This window comes from Duganella sp. sic0402, assembly GCF_019219065.1.
In the GTDB taxonomy this organism is placed as follows: domain Bacteria; phylum Pseudomonadota; class Gammaproteobacteria; order Burkholderiales; family Burkholderiaceae_D; genus Rugamonas.
Genome location: NZ_JAHUWK010000003.1, coordinates 534,399 through 555,797 on the forward strand (window position 1 = coordinate 534,399; position 21,399 = coordinate 555,797).

Consider the following 21,399-nt stretch of genomic DNA (forward strand, 5'->3'; position numbering starts at 1 on the left):
TTGTTCCTTCATTTTGCGCCAGCCTCATACCAGGCGGCGATTTGCGCCCGTTCGGCGTCGGTCATATTGGTCAGGTTAGCCAGCGGCATCGCCTTGGTCTGCACTACCTGCCTGTAAATTTTTTCCGCGTTCTGGTGGATCTCCGCTGCGGTGTCAAACGCCACGCCCAGCGGCGCGGCGGCAAAGCCAGGCTGGGTCGGATGCGCTGCATGGCACGACAGGCAGCGTGTATCGATGATCGCTTTCACCTTGGCGAATTCCGCTGCCGGATCAGCCGCCGGCACCACCGCCACCGGCCTGGCTGGCGCAATCGCCACCGCAACGCCCGCCAGCAAGGCCACGCCGATGGCAGGATAACGCCACTCGACGCGGCCCTTGTGCCGCAGATTGAAGAAGTGGCGAATGAATACGCCGGCCGCCATGATGAACGCCAGCACCAGCCATGCACGATCATTTCGGTAAGTCATCGCATAATGGTTGCTGATCATAATGAACAGTACCGGCAGCGTGAAGTAGTTGTTGTGAACACTGCGTTGCTTGGCCTTCTGGCCGTGCACAGGGTCCGGCGTGCGGCCGGCCGACATGGCTTCGACCATCTTGCGCTGCCCCGGAATAATCAGCATCAGCACATTGCCGACCATAATGGTGCCGATCAGCGCGCCCACGTGGATGTAGGCCGCGCGGCCGCTCAGCACATGCGTCAGCCCATATGCGGCCGCCACGATCAACACAAAAATGGTCACGCCAAACCACAAGTCATGCTTGCCCAGCGGCGAGCGGCACAACAGGTCATACACCGTCCAGCCTACCAGCAGCGTACCGACACCGATGCCGACCGCTTGCAGGCTGCTGATATCCGCCACCTGTTTGTCGACCATCATCGCCTGCGCGTTGAAGTAATAGGCGATGGTCAGCAACGCGATGCCGGACAGCCAGGTGGAATACGCTTCCCACTTAAACCAGTGCAGTTCCTTCGGCAGTTCAGCCGGCGCCACCAGATATTTTTGCGGATTGTAGAAGCCGCCGCCGTGCACCGCCCATAGTTCACCCGAGACGCCCTTCTTCGCCAACTCCGATCCCGGCGCCGGTGGACGGATGGAATTGTCCAGCCACACAAAATAGAAGGACGCGCCTATCCAGGCGATACCGGTGATGATATGCAGCCAGCGCACCAGCAGGTTAGCCCACTCCAGGCCATAAGGGATCAAATATTCCATGTAGTTTCAGAGGTCAAGAATGTGGCTAATTTACAGAAGATAAACGGATTTGATTCCTGCTACATGAACATTAGAGTATATTAAACATATCCATTTCCGTATGAACGAAACCAACACATGTCCGCTTTGCCGCAACACCTGGACCTTCACCTGATCCGCATCCTCTACCTGCTGCTGGTGGAGAAAAACGTCTCCCGCGTCGCGCTGAAACTGAATCAGCCGCAGCCATCGATTTCCGCCTCGCTGCGCAAGCTGCGAGAACTGACCGGTGATCCCCTTTTGGTGCGCGGCGCGCGTGGCATGGTGCCGACCCAGCATGGTGAAAGCCTGCTTGCACCAGCAAAGCGCATTCTCGATGAAACCGAGAGCCTGTTTCTGAAGAAGGCACCTTTCGTGCCACAGGAAGAGGCGCGCACTTTTCATGTCGCCGCGCCGGACTATCTGGACAGCCAGTTCCTGCCGAATCTGGTGGCGCTGCTGCGTCGCAGTTCTCCCAGCAGCCGCCTGAAGATACACAGCCTGGGCGCCGGCGTGGACTATGTGCGCCTGCTTTCCGACGGCGGCATGGACCTGGTGATCGCCAACTGGGACGAGCCGCCCGAGCACCTGCATATGTCCAAGCTGTTTGAAGATCCCATCGTGTGCGTGATGCGCGCCGACTGTCCGTATGCGCTGCGTACCGACAGCAACAAGATGACGCTGAACGATTACCTCGCGCTGCCGCATGTGGCGCCGACCCAGATCCTGCCCGGCTACCAGGGCGTGATCGACGACTACCTGGATCGCCAGGGCCTGCAACGCAATGTGGTGGTGGAGTCGGCCTACTTCGGGCTGATCCCCAATATGCTGGCGCAAACCGATCTGGTGCTGACCACCGGCAGCCAATTCGTGCGCCACTACGAAAAACAGATGAACCTGAAGAAGTACGCTGTGCCGGTCAAATTCCCGGCCATGCGCTTCTACCAGTTGTGGCACGAACGCGTGCATCAGGCGCCGGAACACAAGTGGCTGCGCGAGCAGGTTGCAGCGGCCGCCAAGGCGCTGACGCAGAACTAAGCACAGCCATATAAACCGTACCGCATGGCGCATATATCGCGCCGCTGCTGGCGCGTTATGATGGAGTCATGATGACGACACTCTCCGACCTGAACAGCTGCGACAGCACCAGCTTCATCGAACGCCTGCGCGGCATCTATGAGCATTCGCCGTGGATACCGGAACGCGCCGCAGCGCAGCGTCCTTTCGCCAGCGTCACTGCGCTGAAGCAGACCTTGCAGGCGGTGGTCAGCGCCGCCACGCTGGATGAACAACTGGGCCTGATACGTGCCCACCCCGAGCTGGCGGGCAAGGCCGCCGTTGCCGGACAGCTGACTGCGGAATCCACTAGCGAACAAGCCAAGTCCGGACTGCACCTGTGCAGCGCGGAGGAATTCGCCACGCTGCACCAGTTGAACGCGGACTACAACGCCCGCTTCGGCTTCCCGTTCATCCTGGCCGTCAAAGGCCCGGCCGGACAGGGACTGACACGGCAGGCAGTCATCGCCACCTTTGCGCGCCGGCTGAAAAACCAGCGCGCAGACGAAATCGCCGAATGCCTGCGCCAGATTAAACGCATCGCCGAGATCCGCCTGAACGACCTGCTGGCGGTACAGCTGGACTTCGGCCCCTCCATCATGCAATGGAGCGAAGAACTGGCGGCATGGAGCGACGATGAACATGCGCTCACCTGCGCCTACATGACACCCGCGCATCGCCAGACCGCCGCGCAACTGCTGGAGTGGATGCGCGCCGCCGGCATGGACGCGCATATCGACGCGGTGGGCAACGTGACCGGCGTGTATCGCTCCACCACGCCAAACGCGAAAACACTGCTCACCGGCTCTCACTACGACACCGTGCGCAACGGAGGCAAGTACGACGGCCGTCTCGGCATCCTGCTGCCAATCGCCATCGTGCGCCACCTGCAAGCACGCGGCGAGACGCTACCCTTCAACCTGGAAGTCATCGGCTTCGCGGAAGAAGAAGGCGTGCGTTTCAAGAGCACCTTCCTGGGCAGCACGGCGGTGACCGGCCGCTTCGACCTGTCGCTGCTTGACCAGACCGACGCCGATGGCGTCAGCATGCGCGATGCGCTGCTGGCCGCCAGCCACGACGTATCGCGTATTCCGGCGATTGCCCGCGATCCCGCCAGCCTGCTGGGATTTGTGGAAGTCCATATCGAGCAAGGCCCGGTTTTGCTGGAGCGCGACCTGGCGCTGGGTGTCGTCACCGCCATCGCCGGCAGCTCGCGCTATCTGGTCGAACTCACCGGCCTGGCCAGCCATGCCGGCACCACGCCGATGACGATGCGCAAAGACGCTGCGGCAGCCGCCGCCGAAATCATTCTGCTGGTCGAGCAGCGCTGCGCGCAAGCCCCGTCGCTGGTCGGCACGGTGGGCCAGCTGCAAGTGCCTGGCGGTTCAGTCAATGTGATACCCGGTGCCTGCAAGCTGTCGCTGGATATCCGCGCCGCCGATGACGCGGTGCGCCAGACGGCGGTCAACGATGTCCTGGACGGCATCGCCGCGATTTGCGCACGCCGCCAGATCGAGTTCACTGTGCAGACACTGCTGGAAGCCAGCGCCGCACCTTGCGCGCCGCGCCTGATGCAGCAGTTTGGCGACGCCATCGAACGTGCCGGCCTGCCGCGCTTCGAGCTGTTGTCCGGCGCCGGCCACGATGCAATGGCGATGGCGGCCGTCACCGACGTGGCCATGTTGTTCACCCGCTGCGGCAACGGCGGCATCAGCCACAATCCGCTGGAAACCATGACCGCCGACGATGCCGACATCGCCGCTTGCGTGCTGCTGGATTTCCTGCGCAGCTACAAGGACTGATCACGCACATACTGGCGCGGCGAGCACCCCATCACCCGCTTGAAGGCGGTGCTGAATGCGCTGTCCGATTCATAACCCAGCGCCTGCGAAATCACTGACACCGGCTGGCTGGAATTCACCAGCCGGTCGCCCGCCAGCAGCATGCGCCAGCGGGTCAGGTATTCCATCGGCGACGTACCAACCGTCTGCTTGAACTTGAGCGCCAGCGTGGAACGCGACATGCCGACATGCTGCGCCAGCCGTTCCAGCGTCCAGCGCTGGGCCGGATCGCCATGCAGCGCGCCGATGGCGCTGCCGATCTGCGGGTCGGCCAACGCATACAGCCAGCCGACGCCACTGCTCGCCTCTTCCACCAGCACCAGCCGCAAGGCCTGCACCAGCATCATGTGCGCCATGTGCTGCGCGATCAGCACATGGCCGGGACGCTGCTCGCGCAGCTCGGTCGCCAGCCGCTGCAAGGACCAGCGCAGCGCCTCGCGGTCGCTGTCCTTGTGCACATGCGCGATCGGCGGCAGCGCCTCCAGCAGAATGCTGGTGTGCTTGCCGCTGAAAACAAAGTGGCCGCCGACGATCATGCAACCGCCACCATCATTGATGATGCCGATGCCGCCGACACGCCGCTTGTGCAGCAGCTCCAGCGCGTTCACGGGCGGCAGCGACAGGTCGCTGGCGAGGCGGAACGCGCGCCCGCGCGGCAGCAGAAAGCAGTCGCCGGCCTTCAGGCGCACCGGCTCGGCGACATCCTCCACCGACAGCCAGCACTCGCCATTGACCACCGCATAGCACTTGATGCCCTCGGGCCGATGGAATTGCAGCGCCCAGTCGCCAGCAGCGTCAAAGCCGCCGGCCATATAGCTGCGCGGTTTGAGCAGCGACAGCACGTCTGATAATGGATCCATGATTTTCGGACGAACGCAAAGAAATTACGGATTCTACAGCATGGATCGTCCCGCGATCATCTCCTATCATGCATCCATCGACACAAGGAGATGGACATGAAAGTATTCGTCACAGGCGCAACGGGCTGGGTAGGCTCGGCAATTATTCAGGAACTGAACGCGGCGGGACACGAGGTGCTGGGCCTCGCCCGCAGCGATGATGGCGCGGCGCTGCTGCGCAGCAGAGGTATCGCCGTGCATCGCGGCGAGCTGTCGGATCTCGACGCGCTGCGGACTGGCGTGCAGGCATGCGACGGTGTAATCCACACCGCCTTTATTCACGATTTCAAAGACTTCCATGCGGCCGGCGAAACCGACCGCCGCGCCATCGAAGCCATGGGTGAGGTGCTGGCGGGCAGCGGCAAGCCGTTGATCACCACCTCGGGTAGCGCGCTGCTGCCGCATGGCCGCGTCGGCACGGAAAACGACGCACCGGACAGCGGCGGCCCAGCGCAGCACCGCACCGCGTCCGAAGTGTTGACGCTGGCCTTGGCGGATCGGGGCGTACGCTCATCGCTGGTGCGCCTGCCGCCGTCGGTCCATGGTGATGGCGACTATGGCTTCGCGCCGCGTCTGGTGGATATCGCCCGCGCCCAAGGAGTGTCGGCGTACATAGGCGACGGCGCCAATCGCTGGCCGGCCGTGCACCGCTCCGATGCGGCGCGCCTCTATCGGCTGGTGCTGGAACATGGTGTGGCGGGATCACGCTATCATGCCATCGCCGAGCAAGGCATTGCAACGCGCAAGATTGCGGAAACCATCGGCAAGGGCCTGGGCCTGCCGGTCATCAGCCTGACGGCGGAACAGGCACCCGAACACTTCGGTTTCCTGGCGCGCTTCTTCAGTGCGGACTGTCCTGCGTCCAGCACGCTGACACGGCAGCTGGGCTGGCAGCCTTCCGGGCCGGGGCTTATCGAAGACCTGGAGCAGCACTACTTCCGAAGCTGAGCAGCGCCGCCGCCACATCCGCGATGACCGGCGGCCACCCTCCGCCGCGCGGCTGGCGGAACAGGCGCATGGATGGATACCAAGGCGTGTCGGCGCGTTCCGCCATCCAGCGCCAGTCGCAGCGGTAATCGGGCAGCAGCAGCCAGCATGGCTTGCCCAGCGCGCCAGCGAGATGCGCCACCGCCGTATCGACGCTGATGACCAGGTCGAGATTGGCGATCAGCGCGGCCGTCTGCGCGAAGTCCTCAAGCTGCGCACCGAGGGGCTGCAAAGACATACCACTTGGCGGCATCTGCGCGTCCACTTCGCCCGGCCCCTTCTGCAAGCTGACGAAATGCGCGCCGCTGGCGGCCAGCGGTGCCAGCGCCATCAGTGACGGCAAGGAGCGGTCCGCATCGTTCTCGAAGTTGACGTTGCCGCGCCACGCCAGGCCGACACGCAGGCCATCCTTAGGCAGCACGCCGCGCCAATCTGCGGCCAATTCAGGCTCGGCCCGCAGATACGGCGTTTGAGCCGGAATCGATGCCATATCCGTGCCAAGCAATCCCGGCAAGCGCATGGCACGCGTCCAGTAATCCCAGTCTTGCGGCAGTTGTTCGCCCAAGGCGTGCACATGATCCACGCCAGGCAAGGTAGTGAATAAACGCCGCAGCGCCGGATGGCATACAACGTCTACCCTCGCCGCGCCACATGCCTTGAGCATCGGCGCATAACGGCAGAAATGAATCATGTCGCCATGTCCGGCTTCCAGTCCGATGACGATGGACTTGCCGGCCAGCGCTTCGCCTTCCCAGAACGGGCAATCGAAGGATAGAGGGAATTGATCGAACTGCCAGCGCGCATCCAGCATACGCCAGCCTTCCTCAAAGCGGGCCTGCCGCAGCAGCAGGTAACTCAAGTTGAACTGTGTGCGCGCATGTTCAGGCTCCAGCGCCAGCGCCTGCCGGTAACAGGCCTCGCCCTCCGGCTCGCGATGGGTACACACCAACAGCATGCCCAGCTGGTTCCAGGCGGAGGCCGAAGTCGGCGCACACGCCACCGCCGCGCGTATCGCTTCCTCGGACTCCGCGAAGCGTTTCTCTTTCAGCAGCAGCGCACCCAGGTTCAAATGCAGCTGCGCATGATCCGGCATCAGCGCAAGCGCCTGCCGATAATGGAACTCCGCCTCGGCGGCAGCGCCCTGTTGCTCTTTCAGATAACCCAGATTCGCGCGCGCCGCCGCGTGCCACGGTTGCAGCGCAAGCGCTTGCAGATAGCCATCCTCGGCACCGGCAAGATCGCCGGCGGCCAGGCGTTGATTGGCGTCGAGATAGGCTTGCTGAGGATCGGTATGCATGCGGGGCAGTATGCACTGCGCCCGCGCGGTGGTCAAACAATGCGAGCGCGTTCCAGCATGGCGTGCAACAGAACGTTGCAGCCGGCCTCCAGATGCTCGGCCTTGGCGTCCTCGATTTCATTGTGGCTGATGCCGTCCTTGCACGGTACGAAGATCATGCCGGACGGCGCCAGGCGGGCGGCATAGATGGCGTCATGCCCGGCGCCGGACACCACATCCATGGTCGAATATCCCAGCTTGGCGGTAGCATTGCGCACCGCGTCCACGCATTCGGGATGAAACGGACATGGCGGATAGTAGGACACCCGCTCAATCGCAATCTTCAGGCCCGTCTCGCTGCGGGTCTTGTCGATAAAGGCCAGCATTTCTTCATGCATGGTGTTGAGCAGTTCATCGTTGACATTGCGCAGGTCGATGCTGAATTTCACCTCGCCCGGTATCACGTTGCGGCTGTTCGGGAATACCTGCACCATGCCGACCGTACCGCGCCCATAGGGAGGATAGCGGTTGGCGATGGCCACCACTTCCTGCATGATCCGGGTCGATACCTGCATCGCATCCTTACGCAAATGCATGGGCGTGGGACCGGCGTGTGCTTCCATGCCGGTGACCACGCAGTCGTACCACGACAGGCCCATCACGGCGGGTACCACGCCGATCACCTTGTCGGCGTCTTCCAGCACCGGGCCTTGTTCGATATGCGTTTCAAAGTAGGCGCCGATAGGATGATCGCCTGGTACTTGCGGGCCTTTATAGCCGATGCGCTCCAGCTCCTCGCCGACCGACTTGCCATCCACGTCGCGCGCTGCATAAGCCGTCTCCAGCGAGAACGCGCCGCAGAATACGCCGGAGCCCATCATCACCGGCACGAAGCGCGAGCCTTCTTCATTGGTCCAGAAAGCGACTTCGACTGGCGCCTCGGTCTTGATCTTCAAGTCGTTCAGCGTGCGCACAACTTCCAGCCCGGCCAGCACACCGTAGTTGCCATCGAACTTGCCGCCCGTCGGCTGGGTGTCGATATGGCTACCGGTCATCACTGGCGGCAGCGCGTTGTTCATGCCATCCCGGCGCATGAAGACATTGCCGATCTGGTCGATAGTGATCGACAGGCCGGCCTCCTTGCCCCAGCCGACCACCAGGTCGCGGCCCTGCTTGTCCAGATCAGTCAGCGCCAGGCGCTTGACGCCGCCCTTGTCGGTTGCACCGATTTTTGCCAACTCCATCAACGACGCCCACAGGCGATCACCATTAATTTTCATGTGAGACTCCTTAACGCGCCGACGTGGCTTTGAACGCAGGACGGTTGATGTAGCGGCCCGCACCTTCCACCGCCATCAGCACACCGCGATGGAACACGACGTTGCCGCCGGAGAGCGTGGTGCTCGGAATACCGCGCACGGTGCGTCCTTCAAATACATTAAAGCCGCCCCTGGCAAACTGCGTCAGCGCGGAGATGGTGCGGGTGCCTTCCGGGTCCCACACCACAACATCGGCATCCGCCCCCGGCGCGATCACGCCTTTGCGTGGATAGATATTGAAGATTTGCGCCGTGTTGGTGGAGGTGACTTTAACGAATTCTGACGGCGTCAGCATGCCGCTGTTGACGCCGGCATCCCAGATCACCGACATGCGATCCTCCACGCCGCCGCAACCATTCGGAATGCGGGTGAAGTCGTCCTTGCCCATCGCTTTCTGCTCAGCGCAGAAGGTGCAGTGGTCGGTGGCCGTGGTATGCAGATTCCCGCCCCGCAGGCCCTGCCACAGCGCTTTCTGGTGATGCTTGCTGCGGAATGGAGGGCTCATCACGTGGCCCGCTGCAAATTCCAGGTCATCGCTCTGGTACACGCTGTCATCCACGATCAGATGACCGGCCAGTGCCTCGCCATACACCCGTTGTCCATGCGCGCGAGCGCGGGTAATGGCCTCCAGCGATTCTTCGCATGAGACGTGGACGATGTACAGCGGCGTATTGAGCACATTGGCAATCGCAATCGCGCGGTTGGCGGCTTCCGCCTCCACCTCCGGTGGCCGCGACAGCGGATGCGAGCTGGGTCCGGTCAGGCCGCGCTTCAGCAGATCCTGCTGAAGCTGGTACACCAATTCACCATTCTCCGCATGCACGGTCGGTATCGCGCCCAGCTCCAGGCAGCGGCGGAAGCTTTTCACCAGCGTCTCGTCGTCCGCCATGATGGCGTTCTTGTAGGCCATGAAGTGCTTGAAGCTGTTGACGCCATGATCTTCAACCAGGATACCCATGTCGCGGTGCACCGTCTCGTCCCACCAGGTGATCGCCACATGGAAAGTGTAGTCGCCGGCCGACTTGCGCGCCCAGTCGCGCCACTGGCTATAGGCTTCGATCAGGTTCTGCTGCGGCGCCGGAATCACAAAGTCGATGATGGTGGTGGTGCCGCCCGCCAGGCCGGCGGCCGTGCCGGTGTAGAAATCGTCCTGCGTCACCGTGCCCATGAACGGCAAGTTCATATGCGTGTGCGGGTCTATCCCGCCCGGCATCACATACTGGCCGCCGGCGTCGATAACCTTGGCGCCAGCGGGCGCCTCCAGGTTTTCGCCCACAGCGACGATCTTGTCGCCATCGCACAGCACATCGGCGCGAAAGGCGCGGTCGGCATTGACGACGGTTCCGCCACGAATAATAGTCTTCATCACAGAGCCTTCTCTTTCATCATGATCCCATACATCAGCGCCGAAATGGCGACGCCCACGAACCATGCATAGGTATAAATCGTTTTAAACATTTCCGGCACATCCGGGAAGGAAGCGGGAAATGCGGCATTCAGGAAGCCGGGGATATTCGGCAGCACGCCCAGCACAAACGCCACCAGCGCTGCCCTATTCCAGCCATTTCCATACGAGTACTGGCCATCTTCGCGGTACAGCTCAGTCACATTCAGCTCGGTCTTGCGGACCAGGTAGTAGTCAACGATCAGCACGCCGGCAATAGGCCCCAACAGCGCCGAATAGCCGATCAGCCAGGTGAAGATATAGCCCTGCGTGGATTCCAGTATCTTCCACGGCATCATCAGGATGGCGATGGCGGCGGTAATATAGCCGCCGGTCTTGTAGCTGATTTTGTTCGGTGCCAGTGCCGAGAAATCATACGCCGGTCCCACCAGGTTCGCCGCCAGATTGACCGATACCGTATCGATCAGCAGGATCACCAGCGCCACCAGCACCGCCACGCCGGTCATGCGGCTCGACAGATCGACCGGGTCCCAGATCGCCTTGCCGTACAAGACCACCGTAGCCGAAGTCACGATCACCGCCATCGCCGCCAGCAATCCCATGGGCACAGGCAGGCCGACGGTCTGGCCGATGACCTGGTCGCGCTGGGTTTTGGCGAAGCGGGTAAAATCGGGAATGTTCAGTGCCAGCGTGGCCCAGAAGCCCACCATCGCCGTCAGCGAAGGCCAGAACACGGACCAGAACTGGCCCTCTTTTTTCCCTCCTGCGACAAACTGCGACGGCGCCGACAGCAGGTCGCCAAAGCCGCCGGCCTTGCTGTGCACCCAGCCGAGCAGCACGAAGCAGATGGCGATCTTTAACGGCGCAGTGTAGGTCTCCAGCTTGCGGATTGATACCATGCCGTGCACGATGTAGTAGAACTGGATCGCCCAGAAAGCCAGGAAGCACAACAGCTGTCCGCCATTGATGCCCAGCCCTGCGATCTTATCGCCCCCGACATCGCCGCCGCTCATCACGCCCAGCAGCGTGTAGATCATCTGGCCGCCGAACCAGGTCTGGATGCCATACCAGCCGCAGGCAACGATGGCGCGCATCAGCGCCGGCAGCTTGGCGCCGGCCGTGCCGAAGGAAGCGCGCGCCAGCACCGCGTAGGGAATGCCGTACTTGGTGCCAGCATGCCCGATCAGCAGCATCGGCAGCAGCACAATCGCATTGGCAAGGAACACCGTCAGCACCGCCTGGTAACCGGACATGCCGCCTTCGATCAAGCTGGCGGACAATGTGTAGGCCGGGATGCACATCACCATGCCCACCCACAGCGCGGAGAAGTGATACCAGCGCCAGGTACGCTGTGCCGCGGTGGTCGGCGCGAGGTCTTCGTTCCAGAGTTGCGTGCTGCCGGATGGTTCTATGCTCAAGGCGCTCTCCAACGGGTTGATGTATCCGTCCACCACTGCAAGTTTCGTACCTCTATGCCCTCTTTCAACCCGCAAGGCGGCATGCCAGGCTCAATCATGCCGTCTCTGCCACTTTTTCCGCGCGCGGATTGCGCGGATCCTGCGTCCAGTTCATATAGGGCTTGCCGGTATCCTGCGGCACCATGGTAATGCAACCCTGCACCGGACAGGTGATCTCGCACAGATTACACCCAACGCACTCCTCTTTGTTGACCTCATAGGTACGCGCGCCAGTCGCAGCATCGATCAGCTGATTGATCGACTGGTGCGACGTATCCTCGCACGCCACGTAACAGCGGCCGCACTTGATACAGTCATCCTGGTTGATCTGCGCGATCACCTGGTAATTCATGTTCAGGTATTTCCAATCGGTCGTGTTAGGCACGGCCTTGCCGGAAAATTCGCTGATGCTCTGATAGCCTTTCTGATCCATCCAGCGCGACAAGCCATCCTTCATTTCCTCGACAATGCGGAAGCCGTGCAGCATCGCCGCCGTGCAGACCTGCACGCAGCCGGCGCCCAGCGCGATGAACTCGGCGGCGTCGCGCCAGTTGCCGATGCCGCCGATGCCGGAAATCGGCAAGCCTGCCGTGAGCGGATCGCGCGCGATCTCGGCCACCATGTTCAGCGCAATCGGCTTCACCGCCGGACCGCAGTAACCGCCGTGGGTGCTGGCGCCGCCAACAATCGGAAACGCCACCATCTGGTCCAGGTCCAGATGCGTAATCGAGTTGATGGTGTTGATCAGCGAAACAGCATCCGCGCCGCCAGCCTTGGCCGCACGCGCCGGCGCGCGCACATCGGTGATGTTCGGCGTCAGCTTGACGATCACCGGCAGCCTGGTGTTCTGCTTGCACCAACGCGTGACCATCTCCACGTATTCAGGCACCTGGCCCACGGCCGCGCCCATGCCGCGCTCCGGCATGCCATGCGGGCAGCCGAAATTCAGCTCGATGCCGTCGGCGCCGGTGGCTTCCACCAACGGCAGGATATCCGCCCACAGTCTTTCCTCGCACGGCAGCATCAGCGAAACAATGATCACGCGATCCGGCCAATCCTTTTTCACCTGCGTAATCTCCTGCAGGTTCAAAGCCAGCGAACGGTCGGTAATCAGTTCGATATTATTAAAGCCGAGGACTTCGCGGTTCTTGCCGTAATGGGCCGAGTAGCGCGACGACACATTCACGGCGGCAGGATCTTCGCCCAGCGTCTTCCACACCACGCCGCCCCACCCGGCTTCAAATGCGCGCACCACGTTATAGGCCTTGTCCGTAGGCGGCGCGGAGGCCAGCCAGAACGGATTGATGGATTTGATGCCGCAAAATTCTACGCTCAGGTCAGCCATTATGCAGCCTCCTTCAGACCGGTGATATCGTGATGAATAGCGTGCGCCGCCAGCTTGCCATGCTGGACCGCCTGAACGGTCAGGTCCTGCCCTGGCGCCACGCAATCGCCGCCGGCATAGATGCGCGGCAGGATGGTACGGAACTGGTCGTCGACGTAAATTTTGTCGCCGTCACGCTTCAGCGTTTTCGCCAGCGGATCGCTGATGCCGGCTTCCTCCATGCCCTGCCCGATGGCCTTGAAAATCGCATCTGCAGCGATATCGAAAGTCTCGCCGGTACCTGCCAGGCGGCCATTGATCACCGCCGTTTTCTCGAAGCGCATACCCTGCACGCGGCCAGCGGCATCCAGCAGTACCTGCTGCGGCTGCGCCCATGTACGCATGCGTACCTGGTTCTCCTTGGCGATATGCTGTTCATGCACGGTCGCGCTCATCGCCTCGAAGCCGCGCCGATACACCAGCGTCACTTCATCCGCACCGAGGCGCTGGATCTGTACCGCCATATCGATGGCCGTATTGCCCGCGCCGATAACGATGGCGCGCGACGGCACCGGCAGCTTGCTCAGATCATCCGCCTGGCGCAGCGCGGCGATATAGTCCACCGCAGCCAGCAGGCCGGGCGCATCTTCACCGGTCAGGCCCAGCTGCTTGCTGGCGCCCAGGCCCAGGCCAAGGAATACTGCATCGTAATGGGTGTGCAGGTCGCGCAGTTGCAGATTGCCGCCCAATGTCTGGCCATGCTTGATGGTGATGCCGCCGATCTGCAACAGGAAGGCCACTTCCTTCTGTGCGAAGTTATCGGTGAGCTTGTATTTAGCGATGCCGTATTCATTCAGCCCGCCAGATTTTTGCTGCGCCTCGTAAATCACAACCTCGTTGCCCAGCATCGCCAGCCGGTGCGCGCACGACAGCCCGGCCGGTCCCGCCCCAACCACCGCCACCTTCTTGCCGGTAGAGGCGGCGCGTTTGAATGGATGCGCGTCCAGTTGCATATTGTCGATGGCGTAGCGCTGTAGCAGGCCGATTTTCACCGGCTGTCCTTCGGCATCGTGATTGCGCACGCAAGCGTCTTCACACAAAATCTCTGTCGGGCAGACCCGCGAGCAGCTGCCGCCCAGGATGTTCTGCTTGAGGATGCCAACGGCGGCGCCATTGATATTCTCATCGTGGATATTACGGATGAAGCTGGCCACATCGATGTCCGATGGGCAGATGCGCGTGCACGGCGCGTCGTAGCAATACAGGCAGCGCGAAGCTTCAATCGCCGCCTGGCGCGCGTTCAATGGCGGTGCAAGGTCAGTGAAGTGTGCTGCCAGTGATTCTTTGGCTTCCTTCGCTTTTGGCAGGTAGCTAATCGACTCGATCATGATGGGTCCTGGTGAATTATTTCATCTGAGGGAATGCAAATTCTGCGCCAGCACTGGCGGTGTTCGGCCAGCGCTGCATCACCGCTTTGTGACGCGTGTAGAAACGCACACCTTCCGGTCCGTACGCATGGTGGTCACCGAACAGGCTGCGCTTCCATCCACCGAAACTGTTGAATGCCATCGGCACCGGCAGCGGCACGTTCACGCCGACCATGCCAACCTGGATCTGCCGCACGAACTCGCGCGCCACGCCGCCATCGCGCGTGTAAATCGCTACGCCATTCCCATACTCATTGCGGTTGATCAGCTCTACCGCGCTGCCCACATCCGGCGCGCGCAACATGCACAGCACCGGGCCGAAAATCTCCTCCTTGTAGATGCTCATCTCCGGCGTGACATGATCGAACAATGTGCCGCCGATGAAGTAGCCGTTCTCACGTCCGGCCACTTTGTAATTGCGGCCGTCCACCACCAGCTTCGCACCTTGCTCGACACCTTCGCCAATCAAGCGCTCTATGCGCTGCTTGGCCGCCTGCGTTACCACAGGCCCCATTTCGGCGTCCGCCGCCATGCCGTCGCGCACTTTCAGTGCAGCGGTGCGCTTTGCCAGTGCATCGACAATCTTGTCGCCCGCATCGCCAACGGCGACGACGACGGAAATCGCCATGCAGCGTTCACCAGCCGATCCATAGGCCGCACCCATCAGCGCATCGACCGTCATTTCCATGTCTGCATCCGGCATCACCACCATATGGTTCTTCGCACCACCCAATGCCTGCACGCGTTTTCCAGCGGCGCAGCCACGCGAGTAAATGTATTCGGCAATCGGCGTCGAGCCGACAAAGCTCACCGCCTGCACCACTGGATGATCCAGCAATGCATCGACGGTCACCTTATCGCCTTGCACAACATTGAATACGCCATCCGGCAAACCAGCTTCCTTCAGCAGCCGTGCATGCAGCAGCGATGCCGACGGATCGCGCTCGGAAGGCTTGAGAACAAAGGTATTCCCGCACGCCAGCGCCACCGGGAACATCCACATCGGCACCATCACCGGGAAGTTAAACGGCGTAATGCCGGCCACCACGCCCAGCGCCTGGCGCATCGACCAGGCGTCGATGCCACGCGAAATCTGGTCGGTGAACTCACCCTTCAGCATTTGCGGAATGCCGACCGCGAACTCCACCATCTCAATGCCGCGCGCGACTTCGCCCTGCGCGTCGGCGAAGGTCTTGCCATGCTCGCGCGTGACCAGGGCCGCGAATTCGTCGATATGCTGCTGGCACAGTTGCAGGTATTTGAACAGCACGCGCGCGCGCGTCAGCGGCGGTGTGGCCGACCACGACGGGAAGGCCTTTTCGGCGGCGCGCACGGCGGCGTCAACTTCCTCCGTCGTGCCCAGCGCCACCCTGGCGACGGGTTCGCCCAATGCGGGATTGAACACGTCTGCATGGCGTCCGCTTTGCGTATCGACGCTAACGCCGTTGATGTAATGGGTGATGGTATCCATGATGCTCTTTCAAATGAACGGCTTAGCCCAGCAGGCTGTCCGCTTCGACATAGTGATAGCCAAGACCGTGGGCCACCGCTTCATAGGTGACCTTGCCCTGGCAGACGTTCAAACCATTCTTCAGATGCGGATTGGCTTTCAGCGCTTTTTGCCAGCCCTTGTCGGCCAGCGCCAGCGCATGGCCTATCGTTGCGTTGTTCAAGGCGAAGGTCGAGGTGCGCGCCACCGCGCCCGGCATGTTGGCAACGCAGTAGTGCACCACGCCGTCCACCACAAAGGTCGGCTGCTCGTGGGTGGTGGCGCGCGAAGTTTCAAAACATCCGCCCTGATCGATCGCCACGTCCACCACCACTGCCCCCTGCTTGATGCGCGTGATCATTTCCTTGCTTACCAGCTTGGGCGCCGCTGCGCCTGGCACCAGCACACCGCCGATCACCAGGTCCGCATCCAGCACCGCTTCCTCGATCGCGTGCGCGTTGGAATACATGGTGACGATGCGGTTGCCGTACACCAGGTCCAGTTGACGCAGGCGGTCGATGTTCTTGTCCAGTATCGTCACGCGCGCACCGATGCCGACTGCCATCTGCAAGGCGTTGGTGCCGACCACACCGGCGCCGATGATGGCGATATGTCCCGGTGCCACGCCTGGCACGCCGCCCAGCAGCAGGCCCATGCCGCCCTTGGATTTTTCAAGGTGCGCGGCGCCGGCCTGAATCGACATGCGCCCCGCCACCTCGCTCATCGGCGCCAGCAGCGGCAAGCCGCCGTTGGGACCGGTGATGGTTTCGTAGGCGATGCACACCGCACCCGACGCCACCAGCGCCTTGGTCTGTTCCGGGTCCGGCGCCAGGTGCAGATAGGTGTACAGGATCTGCCCCTCGCGCAGCATCGCGCATTCCTGCGGCTGCGGCTCCTTCACCTTCACGATCATCTCGGCGCGCGCAAATATTTCCGCCGCTTCCGCGATGATGGTGGCGCCGGATGCCTGGTACATCGCATCCGTCAGGCCGATGGCAGCGCCGGCATTTGTTTGCACCAGTACCTGGTGACCACGCAAAACGAGTTCCTTGACGCTGGCCGGGGTAAGGCCAACGCGGGACTCCTGGTTCTTGATCTCTTTTGGGACGCCGACCAGCATGCTTGTCTCCTTCAGTCTAGGTTTTTAAGGACTTCCCTCAGCTTTCCGAACAGTTCGTCGATGTGTTTTTTCTCCAGTACCAGCGGTGGCGACAGGGCGATGATGTCGCCGGTGGTGCGGATCAGGATGCCGTCTTCGAAGGCTTTTTTGAATGCGGTAAATGCGCGCACGCCTGGCTTGCCTGGAATCGGCGCCAGCTCGATGCCGGCAATCAGGCCAATGGTGCGGATGTCGATTACATGCGGCAGGCCTTTCAGCGAATGCACCGCGTCAGCCCAGTAGTCGGCCATGCCGGCCGCGTGTTCCAGTATCTTCTGCTGCTTGAATACTTCCAGCGTCGCCAGCGAAGCGGCGCAAGCGACTGGATGGCCTGAATAGGTATAGCCGTGGAACAGTTCAATCCCAGCCGGTGCATCCATAAAGGCATCGTGGATATGCTTTTTGCTGAATACCGCGCCCATCGGAATGGTGCCGTTGGTGAGTCCTTTGGCAGTGGTCATCATGTCCGGCTCGACGTCGAAGTAGTCGCCGGCAAACGGCGTGGTCAGGCGGCCGAAGCCGGTGATCACTTCGTCGAAGATCAGCAGGATTCCGTGTTTGGTGCACAGCTCGCGCAGCCGCTTCAGATAGCCTTTCGGCGGTATCAGCACACCGGTTGAACCAGCGACCGGTTCAACGATCACCGCAGCGATGGTCGATGCATCGTGCAGCGCCACGATGCGCTCCAGCTCATCGGCCAGGTTGGCGCCATGTTCCGGCTCGCCGCGCGTATAGGCGTTCTTCTCCAGGTTGTGCGTGTGCGGCAGGTGATCGACGCCCGGCAACATCACGCCATACGGCTTGCGGTTGCCGGCGATGCCGCCCACCGATATGCCGCCAAAGCCAACACCGTGATAGCCCCGTTCGCGCCCAATGAAACGGGTACGGCTGGCTTCACCGCGCGCCTTGTGGTACGCCAGCGCGATCTTCAGCGCGGTATCCACCGCCTCGGAACCGGAGTTGGTATAGAACACGTGGCCGTAGCGATGGTTGGTGTACGCCATCAGTTGTTCGGCCAGATCGAAAGCGGCCGGGTGGCCCATCTGGAAGGTCGGCGCGAAATCCAGCTGGCCGACCATCTCGCGCACCGCAGCGACGATCTTCGGCTGCGCGTGGCCGCAAGGCACGCACCACAGGCCGGCGGTGCCGTCGAGGATGCTGCGGCCATCGACATCCTTGTAGTACATGCCCTCGGCCGATACCAGCAAGCGCGGATGGGCTTTGAAATCGCGGTTGTTCGTGAACGGCATCCAGAAGGACGCCATCGATTCGGGTCGTGACTCGTTCATGCACATCTCCTATGAAACAACTGCTTTCGGATTTTTGGCGAACCGTAAAAATAATTTACCAGTTGGCAAAATGATGATGCAATAATAGACAGCAGGACAACTATGGCACAGATACACGGATCATCAAACTGTCCAACCGTACTGGCAACAAAAACACTACAGTTTCACTTTTGCTGCGTGGAGTCAAGGATGGAACAAACGAGTCCTGTGATCGATCAAGGCGGGCCGGGCGATTGGCCCTGTGTTGCCATCGAGCGCCGGCAGAAAGGCGGGCTGGTGGAGCAGATCGTCTCCGCCATCAGCGGCATGGTTGGCCGCAAGGAGTTGCACGTTGGCACTAAGATGCCATCGGTGCGACAATTCGCCAAGTGTAATGGCGTCAGCACCTTTACAGTTGTCGAGGCTTACGACCGGCTGGTGACGCTGGGCCTGCTATCCTCGCGGCGCGGCTCCGGCTATTTCGTCGCGCGCCAGGACCTGCCGGCGACACTGCTGCCGGCTGCCGCGCAAGCCGCGCCCCTGATCACCCCACTCGCCATCGACGCGCTGACCGCCGATCTGTATTCCGGCATGTCGGAAGCGCTGCCGGTGGGCGCCGGCTGGCTGCCCCCCGAGTGGTATGGCGAGGACACCATCCTCGACGCGGTGCGCCAGGCAATGCGCATTCCAGCGGCGCGGCTGCGCGGCTACGGCCATCCACTCGGCTTCCCCACGCTGCGCCAGCACATGGCGGCCACGCTGAGCGCGGAACTGTATCCGGTGCAGCCGGAACAAATTCTACTGACCCACGGCGCCACGCACGCCTTCGACCTGGTGCTGCGCACGCTGACCAAGCCGGGCGACACCGTGTTCGTTGAAGATCCCGGCTACAGCAACCTGCTGTCGCTGATACGCCATCACGGCTGCATCGCGGTTGGCATTCCGCGCGGCGAGCATGGCCTGGACCTGGATGCGCTGGCGCGGCAGGCAGCGCTGGCGCAGCCCAAACTCATGTTCGTCAACACGGTGCTGCAAAATCCGCTCGGCACTTCGCTGACGGTGGCGCAGGCGCACCGCCTGCTGGCCCTGGCCGAGCAGTTCGATTTCTGGCTGGTGGAGGACGACATCTACCGCGAGCTGGCGCCGCGCGGCGAAGCATCGCTGGCGGCCATGGATGGCTTGCGGCGGGTGATACGCGTCGGCAGCTTCTCCAAGACCTTGTCGCCGGTGCTGCGCGTCGGCTCGATCAGCGCCTCGGCGTCGCTGATAGCGGAACTGCTGCGGGTGAAAATGCTGGCCGGGCTCACCACCTCGGAGATCAACGAGCGCGCCGTCTACCACGCCATCACTGCGCGCCAGTACAAGCGCATGCTGGACAAGCTGGTGACGCAGCTGGACGCCGGCCGCGAGCGCGCCATGGCCAGCCTGCGCGAAGTCGGCATGACCTTGCTGGCGCGGCCGCGTGGCGGCATGTTCGTCAGCGCCGGCTGGCATGACGCGCCCTCGCCCGCATGGAACGGCCAGGTCATCGCCGACCTCGCGCTCAAGCACGGCATTCTGCTGTCGCCGTGCGACTTCTTCATGCAGAACGCGCCAGAAGCAATCTGGTTCCGCTTCAATGTCGCCTACGCCGACCATCCGCAACTGCTCAACTTCCTGAGACTCATATGCCGACAATAAAAATCAATCGCCGCGTGCTCAATCGCGACAAGCTGGAAGCCGAAATCACCGCCGAAGCGGTGCGCGTATTCGCCGAATGCGGCTATGAGGGCACGTCGATCGCCACGGTGGCGGAAAACGCCGGGCTGTCGAAACAGAACCTGATGTACTACTTCCCCACCAAGCAGGCGCTGTATCAGCGCGTGCTGGACGAAGTGCTGGACGACTGGCTGGCGCGCATGGAAAGCCTGGCGGCGGCGGATCAGGACCCGCGCGAAGTGCTACGCGCCTATGTGCAGGCCAAGCTTAAATTCTCGCGCGAGAATCCGTGGGCCTCACGCGTCTATGCAATGGAAGTGATCAGTGGCGCACCGCTCTACGGCGAGCAGATACAGAGCCGCGTGGTGCCGCTGGTGCGCAAGGATATCGAGGTATTCGAACAGTGGATCAGCGCGGGGAAGATTGCGCCGGTCAATGCGACGCATCTGCTGTTTGCGATCTGGGCGATGACCCAGTCCTATGCGGACTTTGCCACCCAGATGGCGCTGGTGCTAAACCGCAAACAGCTGACGAAAAAGGATTTCGACGATGCCGAAAAGGTCATCGTCGATATGGTGCTGGCAGCGATCAGCGTAACGCCACAACAGGCTTCTGGCGGCGACGGCCAGTGAACACAATCAGGCCCAGGCCGGCCAGCACCATGGCATAGCCGCCTGGCTCCGGCACGGCCAGTGCGGCGATGTTGGTGGCTGCAAATGCGTTGCCGGATTTGATCGTCACGCCCGAGTCCCAGGAATTCACCACCACCGTGCCATCGATATGACCCGAACCGTTTAACACCGAAGCGGTCGGCGCCAGAATGCTGATCGCTGCGCCAGTGCCGATTTTCAGCTCGGTGGCGCCGACAAAGTTGAACAGCACATTGTAGTTGTCGAACTGCTGGTAGCCGCCCTGAATGGTCGCGCTGTTGCCGACCACGTTGACGATGATGGTCGCATCGGTGGCGAAGTTACTCAGCACGAAGTCAGTGGCTTTGTTCATCATGGTCGCATCGACCGAAATCACTTCTACCGCGCTCTTAGTGCCAGTGAGGATAATCCGGTTGTCGGTCTGCGTAGCGATGGAGGTCGGCGTAATCGCCGCCAGTTGTGCGGAAGTCCTGGTCAGGCTGCTGGCCAGCTGGGTCATATTGACCGGCGCCGTGCCGCTGTAGGTGCTGTAGCCGGCGCTCAGCGGCGCGCCCCATGAAGGATAAGTCACGCCGCCGGCGGCGTACACATCGCCATTGAAGATAGTGCCGTTGCTGAAGTTCAGATGCCCGCCGACCACCAGCGAGTAGCGGCCGTAGGCATCCTGATTATTCTGGTTGACCGAATAGGAGGTCAGCGTCACATCGCGGCCGGCCATGATGGCGCCCTGCACAGTTGCATACGGGGCGCTGAAATCAGTAAAGGAAAAGACGTTGGCCTTGCCAACCGCGCCGCTCAGGTCGAGCACACCCGCCTGCGCGCTACCCAGCGAGCCCAGCACCAGGGCCGCAACCGCTAAAGTCGATTTGACCAAATTCGTCATTACAATTCCTTTTTGAAATCTTTGTT

The 21,399-nt window shown here is 61.8% G+C and carries 17 protein-coding genes; 5 read left to right on the forward strand and 12 right to left on the reverse strand.

What is annotated here, in order from left to right; all coding sequences use genetic code 11:
• Positions 1-8: 8 nt before the first annotated feature.
• Positions 9-1,217 (reverse strand): urate hydroxylase PuuD, encoded by a 1,209-nt coding sequence (locus KW842_RS11360; protein WP_218304184.1) that lies wholly within the window; start codon positions 1,215-1,217, stop codon positions 9-11.
• Positions 1,218-1,334: 117 nt separating this feature from the next.
• Between KW842_RS11360 and KW842_RS11365 the strand changes: the two genes are divergently transcribed.
• Both KW842_RS11365 and KW842_RS11370 read left to right on the forward strand, forming a co-directional pair.
• Positions 1,335-2,273 carry a LysR substrate-binding domain-containing protein gene (locus KW842_RS11365; protein ID WP_218304185.1) on the forward strand — a complete coding sequence of 313 codons (939 nt, stop codon included), beginning with the start codon at positions 1,335-1,337 and terminating at the stop codon, positions 2,271-2,273.
• Between the two features lie 71 nt (positions 2,274-2,344).
• Positions 2,345-4,093: an allantoate amidohydrolase gene (locus KW842_RS11370; RefSeq protein WP_218304291.1), complete on the forward strand. Its 1,749-nt coding sequence runs from the start codon at positions 2,345-2,347 to the stop codon at positions 4,091-4,093.
• Here KW842_RS11370 and KW842_RS11375 read toward each other — a convergent pair.
• Positions 4,081-4,992: an AraC family transcriptional regulator gene (locus tag KW842_RS11375; RefSeq protein WP_218304186.1), complete on the reverse strand. Its 912-nt coding sequence runs from the start codon at positions 4,990-4,992 to the stop codon at positions 4,081-4,083. The two genes, KW842_RS11370 and KW842_RS11375, sit on opposite strands and share 13 nt — an antisense overlap.
• Before the next feature lie 96 nt (positions 4,993-5,088).
• Here KW842_RS11375 and KW842_RS11380 point away from each other — a divergent pair, with 96 nt between their 5' ends.
• Positions 5,089-5,979, forward strand: coding sequence for an SDR family oxidoreductase (locus KW842_RS11380; protein WP_218304187.1), 891 nt, complete (start codon positions 5,089-5,091; stop codon positions 5,977-5,979).
• On the opposite strand, the gene KW842_RS11385 is transcribed toward KW842_RS11380, so the two are convergent.
• The 9 genes from KW842_RS11385 to KW842_RS11425 form a co-directional block, all read right to left on the reverse strand.
• Positions 5,942-7,315, reverse strand: coding sequence for a tetratricopeptide repeat protein (locus KW842_RS11385; RefSeq protein ID WP_218304188.1), 1,374 nt, complete (start codon positions 7,313-7,315; stop codon positions 5,942-5,944). The genes KW842_RS11380 and KW842_RS11385 overlap by 38 nt on opposite strands.
• A gap of 32 nt (positions 7,316-7,347) precedes the next feature.
• Positions 7,348-8,574, reverse strand: coding sequence for a Zn-dependent hydrolase (locus KW842_RS11390; protein ID WP_218304189.1), 1,227 nt, complete (start codon positions 8,572-8,574; stop codon positions 7,348-7,350).
• Positions 8,575-8,584: 10 nt separating this feature from the next.
• Entirely contained in the window at positions 8,585-9,979 is a 1,395-nt protein-coding gene (hydA, locus tag KW842_RS11395) for a dihydropyrimidinase (RefSeq protein WP_218304190.1), read from the reverse strand.
• Complete coding sequence (locus KW842_RS11400) at positions 9,979-11,436, reverse strand: NCS1 family nucleobase:cation symporter-1 (RefSeq protein ID WP_218304191.1); 1,458 nt, start codon at positions 11,434-11,436, stop codon at positions 9,979-9,981. Before KW842_RS11400 ends, hydA begins: the two co-directional genes overlap by 1 nt.
• A 94-nt stretch (positions 11,437-11,530) precedes the next feature.
• A complete protein-coding gene (gene preA, locus KW842_RS11405) occupies positions 11,531-12,820 on the reverse strand; it encodes an NAD-dependent dihydropyrimidine dehydrogenase subunit PreA (RefSeq protein WP_218304192.1) in 1,290 nt (429 codons plus the stop codon).
• Positions 12,820-14,190 carry an NAD(P)-dependent oxidoreductase gene (locus tag KW842_RS11410; protein ID WP_218304292.1) on the reverse strand — a complete coding sequence of 457 codons (1,371 nt, stop codon included), beginning with the start codon at positions 14,188-14,190 and terminating at the stop codon, positions 12,820-12,822. Before KW842_RS11410 ends, preA begins: the two co-directional genes overlap by 1 nt.
• A gap of 13 nt (positions 14,191-14,203) precedes the next feature.
• Complete coding sequence (locus KW842_RS11415; protein WP_218304193.1) at positions 14,204-15,697, reverse strand: CoA-acylating methylmalonate-semialdehyde dehydrogenase; 1,494 nt, start codon at positions 15,695-15,697, stop codon at positions 14,204-14,206.
• A 22-nt stretch (positions 15,698-15,719) separates the two neighbouring features.
• Positions 15,720-16,835, reverse strand: a complete 1,116-nt coding sequence (gene ald / locus KW842_RS11420) for an alanine dehydrogenase (RefSeq protein ID WP_218304194.1) — start codon at positions 16,833-16,835, stop codon at positions 15,720-15,722.
• Positions 16,836-16,846: 11 nt separating this feature from the next.
• Positions 16,847-18,163: an aspartate aminotransferase family protein gene (locus tag KW842_RS11425; RefSeq protein ID WP_218304195.1), complete on the reverse strand. Its 1,317-nt coding sequence runs from the start codon at positions 18,161-18,163 to the stop codon at positions 16,847-16,849.
• 189 nt (positions 18,164-18,352) lie between these two features.
• Between KW842_RS11425 and KW842_RS11430 the strand changes: the two genes are divergently transcribed.
• Positions 18,353-19,822, forward strand: a complete 1,470-nt coding sequence (locus KW842_RS11430; RefSeq protein ID WP_218304196.1) for a PLP-dependent aminotransferase family protein — start codon at positions 18,353-18,355, stop codon at positions 19,820-19,822.
• Positions 19,810-20,472: a TetR/AcrR family transcriptional regulator gene (locus KW842_RS11435; RefSeq protein WP_218304197.1), complete on the forward strand. Its 663-nt coding sequence runs from the start codon at positions 19,810-19,812 to the stop codon at positions 20,470-20,472. Before KW842_RS11430 ends, KW842_RS11435 begins: the two co-directional genes overlap by 13 nt.
• Here KW842_RS11435 and KW842_RS11440 read toward each other — a convergent pair.
• Positions 20,429-21,373 (reverse strand): choice-of-anchor A family protein, encoded by a 945-nt coding sequence (locus tag KW842_RS11440; protein ID WP_218304198.1) that lies wholly within the window; start codon positions 21,371-21,373, stop codon positions 20,429-20,431. The two genes, KW842_RS11435 and KW842_RS11440, sit on opposite strands and share 44 nt — an antisense overlap.
• Between the last annotated feature and the right edge of the window lie 26 nt (positions 21,374-21,399).